Raw genomic sequence first — 9,338 nt, 5'->3', positions numbered from 1 at the left:
TGGGGGCCTGAGCGGATCGGCCGATTTGGCGAGCGAAGCGAGTATGAGGCCGACCGTTCAGGCCCCAACCCGGCGCGGAACAATGGTGCAGCCAAAACCGGCGGCCTACGACACCAGGCTCAAAGCCTCAAATCACCACCGGTTCAGGCTCCAGAAGAATCCCGAAGCGCTCGTACACGCTGGTCTGAATGGCTTTGGCCAGCGTCATCACCTCGCCACCGGTGCAGGGGTTCTCGCGCCCGCCCCGGTTGACCAACACCAAGGCCTGCTTTTCGTAGACCCCGGCATGGCCCACGGTTTTGCCTTTCCAGCCGCAGGCATCGATCAGCCAGCCTGCCGCCAGCTTGATGCTGCCATCGGGCATGGGGTAATGCACCACTTTCGGGTCGCGGGCAATGATGTCGGCGCACTGCTCGGTGGTGACGGTGGGGTTTTTGAAAAAACTACCGGCGTTGCCAATTACCTTCGGGTCGGGCAATTTGGCGCGGCGGATGGCGCAGACCCAGTCAAAAATCTGCCGAGCATCAGGGCTTTGGATGCCCGTCTCGGCCATTTTGCGTGCCAAGTCCAGGTAGCCCAGCTCAGGTTTCCAGCTTTTGGGCAGCGCAAAGCGCACCCGCAAGATGACGGCACGCCCAGCCAGGCCCAAGCCATCGGCGCCACCCGAAGCGTGCTTGAAGACAGAGTCCCGGTAGCTGAAGCCACACTGCGCGGCATTCAGGCTGAACAACTCGCCGGTGAACATGTCCATGGCATCCAGCGAGTCAAAGCGGTCTTGCAGCTCAACTCCGTATGCACCGATGTTTTGCACAGGCGATGCGCCCACCGTGCCTGGAATCAAGGCCATGTTTTCGAGGCCCGGGTAGCCTTGCTCCAGCGTCCAAGCCACCAGTTCATGCCAGTCCACCCCTGCGCCCGCTTCGACCACCCAGTGGCGGTCGGTTTCAGACGCCAAGCGCATGCCAGGAACCTCCACCTTGAGCACCAGCGCCTTGACATCGCCCGTTAAAACGATGTTGCTGCCACCACCCAGCACCTGCCTGGGCAAAGTGGCCAATTGCAGGTCGGCCAGCACGGCCAGCAGGTCACCCTCGCTGCGAACACGGACCAAAACCTGTGCCTTGGCAGCAATGCCGAAGGTGTTGTAAGGCTGCAGGGGTACGTTTTTCTCCAGGTTCATGGGAGAATTGTCGCATTCTCAACCCTTGATTTGCCCCACCATGCCCTCGTTTGATACTGTTTGCGAACCCAACATGGTCGAAGTGCGCAACGCTGTTGACACTTGCGCCAAAGAAATCGGCACCCGCTTTGACTTCAAAGGCACGTCTGCCAACATCGAACTCAAGGACAAAGAGATCACGATGTTTGGCGATGCCGATTTTCAACTGACCCAGGTCGAAGACATCCTGCGCAACAAGCTGACCAAACGCAATGTGGATGTGCGCTTTCTGGACATTGGCAAAGTCGAAAAAATCGGCGGCGACAAAGTCAAGCAGGTGATCAAGGTCAAAAATGGCATCGAGACCGAAGATGCCAAGAAAATCACCAAGCTGATCAAGGAAAGCAAGATCAAGGTACAAGCGTCCATTCAGGGTGATGCGGTGCGCGTGACCGGCGCCAAACGCGACGAGTTGCAGGCCGTCATGGCCCTGCTGCGCAAGGACATGACCGACTTGCCCCTGAGTTTTGACAACTTCAGGGATTGATGGGGCTTGATTTCAGGCCTTGGGCACGGGCTCATCCAGAAAGCCCCCCGAGCGCAAAGTGACCACCAGGGTGTCGCGCCAGCCGCCGTCACCCTCAGGCTGAATCGGTGTGGTTTCGTGGATCACCCGGGTGTCGTCAAGCAGCAAAAGTGACCAAGGCTCGTTCAAGGTAAAGCGCTGGCCACTGGGGCTGTTGATGTCAAACACCCGCGTTTCACCCCCCTTGATGCCTTGGCGGTCCAACAAAAACACGGCCACCCAGTTCACCCCATCCCGGTGTGCGCCTTCAGGTGTGGGACGGCCGATGCCATCGGTGGTGTCAATGCGGAACTGGTGGGCTTCGGTGAACCAGGTCTGATCGCCCTGGGCGGCACAGGCCAGACAGGCCAGACCACGCAACAACTTTTGCCAAGCGTCCTGCTGAACGACCTCGGGGGCCATGGGATCAAACCACCGCTGCATGCCGCCATGCAGCGCGTTGTAAGACAGCGGCTGCCAATGCGCGCGGTGCGGCACCAGCTGTACCTGGTCTGGGGTGACCTGGAAACTGGCATGTCGGCGACGCCGGTAACGCCCACCATCCTTGAGGTACTGGTCGGGGGGCAAATCATTCCAACTGGGTTGCAGCGCTCGCAGTGCCTCGATCGAGACACCCGCCAAAGCGCACACACTGTCCGAGCCCAGCACAGCAAAGCCTTGCGTCGTCAAGGTGTTGTTCAACTGATCAAGCGATGTCAAAGGGGGCTGCAGCGTTAGTTGGGGCATGAAAACGTCCAGGAAATCAGGCAAAGAGTGCAAGCATAACGCTGTGCAGTTCGGCAGGGCCAAGGTGGGTGGATTTCAAAGCCCCTGCTGATGCGCATCAAAGACCAACAGGCGGCGAAGCCATAAGCTGCAAGCATTGGCACAGGAGAAATGATGAGCAGATTGAAGTGGAGCGACGCCCTGTCGCTGGGCATGCCGGGCATGGACGATGGGCACAAAACCTTGGTCGCCCTGCTGGATTTAGCGCATGAGGCACCTGATGTGGCGCTGCTGGGTCACTGGCGCAACTTGGTGAGACACACGGCCAACGTTTTTGAACGCGAAGACCGGTGGATGAATGCCAGCCGGTTTTCTTCCACCCACATCCACACCACGCAACACAAAGTGGTGTTGCAAGTCATGCACGAAGGCCTGAGTGCCGGTGAATCCGGCAACCTGGCACCGATTCGTCAAATGGCCGAAGAACTGGGCCAGTGGTTTGCCATGCATTCGCAATCCATGGACGCCGCACTGGCCCTGCACCTGCGCAAAACCGGCTACGACCCGGCCACCGGTGTGCTCAGCATGCCCGATGAGATTGCCCTTCAGGCCTGCCCTCAGGCGTAACGCTGGCTGGCCAGTTTGGCGCCTTCGGCCAAAGCTTTGAGCTTGGCCTCGGCCACGGCGCGGCTCATCGGGGCCAAGCCGCAGTTGGTGCAGGCGATCAGTCGGTGTTTGGGCACAAATTGCAAGGCTCGGCCAATCGTGTCGGCAATTTCCTCCGGGGTTTCAATCACCGGGTTGGCCACATCGATCACGCCAACCATCACGTCTTTGCCTTCCAGCAGCTTCATCATCTCCATGGGCACATGCGAGTGCATGCACTCCAGACTGACTTGCTGAATGCTGCTTTTGGCAAGAGCCGGAAACACTTTTTCATACTGGCGCCACTCATCGCCCAGGGTTTTCTTCCAGTTGTTGTTGGCTTCGATGCCGTAGCCATAGCAAATGTGAACCGCTGTGGTGCAAGTCAGGCCCCGCGCGGCTACTTCAAGCGCCTTAACGCCCCAGTCGGCCGCTTCGTCCATGTAGACGTTAAAGGCTGGCTCATCGAACTGGATGATGTCCACGCCGTCGGCTTGCAGCGCCAGCGCCTCCTGATTCAGCAGCTCGGCAAAGGCCATGGCCATCTTGACCTTGTCGCCATAAAAACGGTCGGCCACGGTGTCCACAATCGTCATCGGGCCAGGCAAGGTGAATTTGAGTTTCTTTTTGGTGTGGGCGCGGGCCAGTTGTGCTTCGAAGGCGTGCACACGGCCTTTCAAGCGCAAAGGCGCGATCACCTGGGGCACTTGGGCGTCGTAACGGTTGTTGCGGATGCCCATGGTGACCTTGTTGACAAAGTCGATGCCCTCCACCTGCTCAACAAAGCCGTGCACAAAGTGCTGGCGTGCCTGCTCACCATCGCCGATCACATCCAGGCCAGCATCTTCCTGCGCCTTGATCCACAACAGCGTGGCATCGGCTTTGGCTTGTTGCAGTTCAGGCCCTTGGGTTTTCCACTGCGGCCAGAGTTTTTCGGTTTCAGCCAGCCAGGCGGGTTTGGGCAAGCTGCCAGCGATTGCGGTGGTGAACATGAACAAGTCCTTGGTTGGAAAATCAAAGCTCAAGAGTTTGCCGCAAGTGCGAACTCCTGGGCCAGCAATTCATAAGATCGGCTTTGGGCGGCCGGGTCATGCGTCCAGGTGATGACCACCAGTTCATCGACCGCCAGCCGCGCTGCCAGTTGACGCAGTTTGGCGCCCACAGTAGCGGCCGAGCCGATCAGGGCCGAGTCGCGCAGTCGTTCCAGCGCAAACTGCTCGGCCGGGCTGTAATCGCGCTCCGCCTCCTCGGGCGGCAGCAGAGACCCGATGCGGCCCAGGTTGCGGTCCATCTTCCATCGCGCACGGCTTTCAAACAGGCGCAAAGCTTCTTCGTCGGTATCGGCAGCCAGGGCCCAGACGCACAAGGCGGCTGAAGGTTTTTGCAAAGTGGCACTTGGGCGAAAAGTCTCCCTGTAAATCTGTAAAGCCTCGTCTGCGCCCTGCCCATCGGTGATGAAATAGGCAAAGGCGTAAGGCAGGCCCAGATGAGCAGCCAACTGCGCGCCATAGTCTGAACTGCCCAGCATCCAAACGGAGGGCGCAGTCTCTGACAACGGATAGGCGAACACGTTGTGCCCAGGATGGCCTGCGGGCAAGTTTTGCCCGCTGACCCAGGCCTGCAATTCCATGACCTGCTGGGGGAAGCGCTCTGACGCACTGCGGTCGGGGTTGAGCAATTGCGCGGTGCGCCCATCACTGCCGGGCGCACGGCCCACCCCCAAATCAATCCGCCCGGGGGCCAGCGCGTCCAGCACCCGAAACTGCTCGGCCACCTTCAAGGGGGCATAGTGCGGCAGCATCACCCCCGCACTGCCAATGCGGATGCGCTGGGTGCGGGCGGCAATGGCGGCCATCAAGACTTCGGGGGCACTGCCCACGATGCTGGGATGGCTGTGGTGCTCGCTCACCCAAAAACGGTGGTACCCCCAGGCTTCGGCCTTTTGGGCCAGCTCCAGAGTCTGGCGGATCGTGGCGTCCTGCCCGCGTCCAGCCGCAGCAGCAGATTGGTCAAGAATCGACAGTCTCGGGTTCATCGTTTTATGCTCAGTGGTTGGCAGGCGTTGGGGCTTGAGTATCTACGGCAGCCATTTCGGCCTCTTGCAACGCTCGCCACATGACTTTGCCACTGCCGCTCTTGGGCAAGGCATCGACAAAAGTGACAGCGCGGGGCATTTTGTAAACCGCCATGTTCTCACGACACCAGTCGATGATGTCTTGCGCCGTCACTTTGTCCTTGTGGTCTTGTCGCAATACCACCACCGCCTTGACCGACTCACCTCGGTAGGCATCGCGTGTGGCAATGATGCAAGCCTCCTGGATGGCCGGGTGTCGGAACATCAGGGCTTCAACCTCTGCAGGCCAGACCTTGAACCCACTGGCGTTGATCATGCGTTTGAGGCGGTCGGTCATGAAGAAATACCCCTCTTCATCCACTCGGCCCATATCGCCCGAGCGGAAAAACCGCAAGCCATCGCGTTCAAAGAAGGCGGCTTCGGTGGCCTCGGGGCGCTTCCAGTAACCCTTGAACACCTGTGGCCCGCTGATCACGATTTCGCCCGACTCGCCCGGCGGCAATTCGGCCAAGCTCTCGGGGTCCACGATGCGCGACTCCACACTCATGAACGGAATGCCCAGGCACTGCTTCTTGGGGGCATCGGGTGGGTTGGTGTGCGAAGGTGCCGCTGTTTCGGTCAGGCCATAGCCCTCGATGTAGCGCAGACCAAATTGGTCCAACAAGCGTTGGGCCACAGCCTCGGGCATGGCCGCACCACCACCGCCAATGTAGACCAGGCTAGAAAGGTCATAGCGGTCCATGTGCGGGCTGCCCAGCAAATCGATCACCATGGTCGGGATATTGGTCCAATGGGTCACACGCCATTTGGAAATCAGATGCCCCGCCACATCACGGTCCCAACGCGGCATGATCACCAGGCCGGCGCCCAGCAAAATGCTGGTGTGCATCACGCTCACCATGCCGGTGATGTGGAACATGGGCACAACGCACAGGGTCACGTTTTCGGGCGTGCCGTTGCCCCACAAACCACTGGCCATGGCGTTGTGCATGATGGTGCCGTGGGTGTGCATGCAACCTTTTGGCAGACCCGTGGTGCCGCTGGTGTAGGGCAAAACCGCCAGATCGTCGGTTTGGGCTTGAGGCGGGGGCAAGGCCGTGTCAGGCTGAGCCATCAGGTCACACCAAGCATGGACCTGGCCCGACGCCAGTTCAGGCAAAGCCCGCACCGGCAGCAGCCAAGGTCGCCAGGCATCGGGCAAGTCCTCGGGGCCCACAGCTTCGGGCTCAAACACATCGGTGAACTGTGTCACCAGCAGATGTTTCAGACGCTGTTCGGCCGGCAAGGCCTCACTGGCTTGCGCGAGATCAGGGGCCAGGTCGGCCGTGGTCACGGCCATCCGCGTGTCTGGATCGGTGATGTAGTGCTTTAATTCCTCTGCTCGGTTCATCGGGTTGACCGGCACCACCACCGCGTCGATGCGCAATATTGCAAAGTGCGTGATCACCAACTGCGGGCAATTCTGCATGTTCAGCACCACACGGTCGCCGGGCTTCACCCCCAGCCTTAACAGCTGCCCCGCCAGCCGCTCAGCACTGGCCATCAATTCGCGGTAAGTCCACACCCGGCCCATGAACACCAGAGCAACTTTGTCGGGGTAACGCATGGCGCTGATGGCCAGATTCATCCAGAGCGAGGTGACCGGGGGGGAGATTTTGGCGGGCAGGCGCGCAGGCCAAACAGCAGCATGTTCGGGCATCAGCAGTCTCCTTTAATAAGGGTTGTGCTGCATGTTAATCGCCCAAGGCCTTGGAGCTCAGCGTGGCTTTGTCGCAGAGGGGACCAATCCGCAACCTCCTCATAGCACCATCAATTTGACAAATTTCTCCAAAATAAGCCAGTATTTATAGAAATTTTCTTTTATTTAACATTTTTAATAAATTTTAGATATAAAAATATGTAATTTTTTATACTTTTATTACTAAAATAAATCACCATGAAAACAAACACCACACCTGACACCCCGGAAGACTACTGCGGCACCACTTATGCAGCCAAGCTGCTGGGTCTGTCGGTCGGCACAATCCAGGCCCTGGTCGAGAAAAATGAACTGCAAGCTTGGAAGACGCAAGGGGGCCATCGCAGGATTTCGATGCCCTCTATTCGCGAATTCCAACGCAAACACAACATGCTGACGGTTCAAAGTACGCCTGCTGACAACAGACTTCGGGTTTTGCTGGTCGAAGACGATGCCGTGACACGCGAGATGTTGCGCGGTTATTGCAACCGATCGGTCATGCCCGTTGATTGCACCGCCATGTCATCCGGACTGGAAGCCTTGATCGATATTTCAAGCATTAAACCGGATGTTTTGATCACCGATCTGGACATGCCGGGTGTGGACGGCTTCGAGTTGCTGCGCACCTTGCGGCAAAACTCACAGTTCAACCGCATGACCACCTTGGTGTTGTCAGCCTTGTCGCCTGAAGACGTTGAAAGCCGGGGCGGTCTGCCAGAGGGGACCATCTTCATGGCCAAACCCATTAACATGGATTGGTTCAACGGATTTTTCACAGCCTTCCTGGCCGGACGTTACATTGAAGCGCATGCGCAAGATGGCCAGAACTCGTCCAAGGAAAGAGCCTGAACCCTGGCTTGAACGCCAGGCCAAAGTGGGGCCTAAAGCCTGAGATCTCAATAGGCCTGTCTTGGAACACTTTGCAAAAGCCACTCTTTTTCAAAAAAAAAGCCACTGACCGAAATCAGTGGCTTTTCCATTGCTGGTAGGGCGTGACAGACTTGAACTGTCGACCAAAGGATTCTGGTTTGTGTAGCTTTCACTACTCCCTGGACTATGCCTTCACCATGGCCTGAGCTTTAGGTGGACGCCGTCTAGTCTCTACACGTTCAAAGTGCTTTCACACTGAGCTTCGCTCGGCATTGCCGTATGTGTTGCCACACTTAGGTTTCACCGAATTTGACGTCATTCACACGAAGCGTTTCCTGCCTCGGTGCACAATTTTCATGAGTCCTCTGCTCTAACCAACTGAGCTAACGCCCCACGCAGCGCATTGTAGTGCCCAAAGGACGAGCCTCTTTTATTTGGATTGACTCAACGCATTGCTGACCAGGCGCGAGGTGATGTTGACGATCTGGATCATCCGGTCATAGGGCATGCGGGTCGGGCCAATCACACCCAAGGTGCCCACAATCTGACCGTCTACCTCATAGGGCGAACTGACAACGGACAGTTCCTGCATCGGCACGATTTGGCTTTCACCACCAATGTAGATGCGCACGCCTTCGGCCTGGCTGGAGACATCAAGCAGGCGCATGAGCTGCGTTTTTTGCTCGAACAGGTCAAAGGCCCTGCGCAAGTGGCCCATGTCACTTGAAAAATCACTCACAGAAAGCAGGTTGCGCTCACCGGCAATGACCACCTCGTTCTGGTCTTCGGCCAGCGCTTCACTGCTGACCTGGACAGCCGCTTGCATGAGTGTGGCAATTTCACTTTGCAAACTAAGCAGCTCTTGTTGCACCCGGCTGCGCACCTGCTCGATGGCCATGCCTGCGTAATGGCTGTTGAGAAAATTCGAGGTCTCGACCAGCTGGCTTTGTGAGTAATCGGTTTCGGTGAACAGGATACGGTTTTGCACATCGCCTTCAGGGGAAACAATGATCACCAGCAAGCGTCGCTCGGACAAACGCAGAAACTCGATGTGCCGAAATACAGAAGGCCTGCGCGGCGTCATGACCACGCCCACAAAATGCGACAAGTTGGACAAGAGGTTGGCGGCACTGGCAATCACCTTTTGAGGTTGATCGGGCGTCAGGGCCGGGGTCTCCAGACCATCGCGTTGAACCGTCAGCATGGTGTCCACAAACAAGCGGTAACCCCGGCTCGTCGGAATGCGCCCGGCCGAAGTGTGCGGGCTGGCAATCAAGCCCAAGTCTTCCAGATCTGACATGACGTTGCGAATGGTCGCGGGCGACAAATCCAGACCCGAGGCTTTTGAAAGCGTGCGCGAGCCCACGGGTTGGCCGTCCGCAATGTAGCGTTCAACCAGGGCTTTCAGCAATAACTTGGCACGATCATCTAGCATCCTGTCATTTTAATGATGTAATTTGCCGATGAGATCCAGATTCCGTCACGTCGCGCTGTTTGGCAAATACCACGCCAGCACCCAGGGGGGGGCTTTGGAGAGTTCACGCCTGGTTCTGGACGATGT

At 57.9% G+C, this 9,338-nt stretch carries 9 protein-coding genes; 3 read left to right on the top strand and 6 right to left on the bottom strand.

The window, feature by feature from the left end; all coding sequences use genetic code 11:
* Positions 1–127: 127 nt before the first annotated feature.
* Positions 128–1,180 (bottom strand): UDP-N-acetylmuramate dehydrogenase, encoded by a 1,053-nt coding sequence (murB, locus tag ACIQ3A_RS12030; RefSeq protein WP_396431974.1) that lies wholly within the window; start codon positions 1,178–1,180, stop codon positions 128–130.
* A 40-nt stretch (positions 1,181–1,220) separates the two neighbouring features.
* Here murB and ACIQ3A_RS12025 point away from each other — a divergent pair, with 40 nt between their 5' ends.
* The gene (locus ACIQ3A_RS12025) at positions 1,221–1,706 is read left to right on the top strand and encodes a YajQ family cyclic di-GMP-binding protein (protein WP_396431973.1); all 486 of its coding nucleotides are present in this window, start codon (positions 1,221–1,223) and stop codon (positions 1,704–1,706) included.
* Between the two features lie 12 nt (positions 1,707–1,718).
* Here the strand turns inward: ACIQ3A_RS12025 and ACIQ3A_RS12020 are convergent, their stop codons facing one another.
* Positions 1,719–2,471, bottom strand: a complete 753-nt coding sequence (locus tag ACIQ3A_RS12020; protein WP_396431972.1) for a 2OG-Fe dioxygenase family protein — start codon at positions 2,469–2,471, stop codon at positions 1,719–1,721.
* Between the two features lie 153 nt (positions 2,472–2,624).
* On the opposite strand from ACIQ3A_RS12020, the gene ACIQ3A_RS12015 reads away from it, so the two are divergent.
* Complete coding sequence (locus tag ACIQ3A_RS12015; protein ID WP_396431971.1) at positions 2,625–3,077, top strand: hemerythrin domain-containing protein; 453 nt, start codon at positions 2,625–2,627, stop codon at positions 3,075–3,077.
* Here the strand turns inward: ACIQ3A_RS12015 and ACIQ3A_RS12010 are convergent.
* From ACIQ3A_RS12010 to ACIQ3A_RS12000, 3 genes are read right to left on the bottom strand one after another with little or no spacing between them, the layout of a single operon-like run.
* Positions 3,068–4,087, bottom strand: a complete 1,020-nt coding sequence (locus ACIQ3A_RS12010; protein WP_396431970.1) for a methionine synthase — start codon at positions 4,085–4,087, stop codon at positions 3,068–3,070. The two genes, ACIQ3A_RS12015 and ACIQ3A_RS12010, sit on opposite strands and share 10 nt — an antisense overlap.
* Before the next feature lie 29 nt (positions 4,088–4,116).
* Complete coding sequence (locus ACIQ3A_RS12005) at positions 4,117–5,130, bottom strand: LLM class flavin-dependent oxidoreductase (protein ID WP_396431969.1); 1,014 nt, start codon at positions 5,128–5,130, stop codon at positions 4,117–4,119.
* Between the two features lie 10 nt (positions 5,131–5,140).
* The gene (locus ACIQ3A_RS12000; RefSeq protein ID WP_396431968.1) at positions 5,141–6,868 is read right to left on the bottom strand and encodes a long-chain fatty acid--CoA ligase; all 1,728 of its coding nucleotides are present in this window, start codon (positions 6,866–6,868) and stop codon (positions 5,141–5,143) included.
* 237 nt (positions 6,869–7,105) lie between these two features.
* Between ACIQ3A_RS12000 and ACIQ3A_RS11995 the strand changes: the two genes are divergently transcribed.
* Complete coding sequence (locus ACIQ3A_RS11995) at positions 7,106–7,756, top strand: response regulator (RefSeq protein ID WP_396431967.1); 651 nt, start codon at positions 7,106–7,108, stop codon at positions 7,754–7,756.
* 451 nt (positions 7,757–8,207) lie between these two features.
* On the opposite strand, the gene hrcA is transcribed toward ACIQ3A_RS11995, so the two are convergent.
* Positions 8,208–9,212, bottom strand: coding sequence for a heat-inducible transcriptional repressor HrcA (gene hrcA / locus ACIQ3A_RS11990; RefSeq protein WP_396431966.1), 1,005 nt, complete (start codon positions 9,210–9,212; stop codon positions 8,208–8,210).
* Positions 9,213–9,338: the final 126 nt, after the last annotated feature.

Source organism: Limnohabitans sp. (genome assembly GCF_044361985.1).
Lineage (GTDB): Bacteria > Pseudomonadota > Gammaproteobacteria > Burkholderiales > Burkholderiaceae_C > Limnohabitans_A.
Note: the sequence above shows the minus strand (reverse complement) of the source record. Positions and strands in the feature narration are given on the sequence as shown.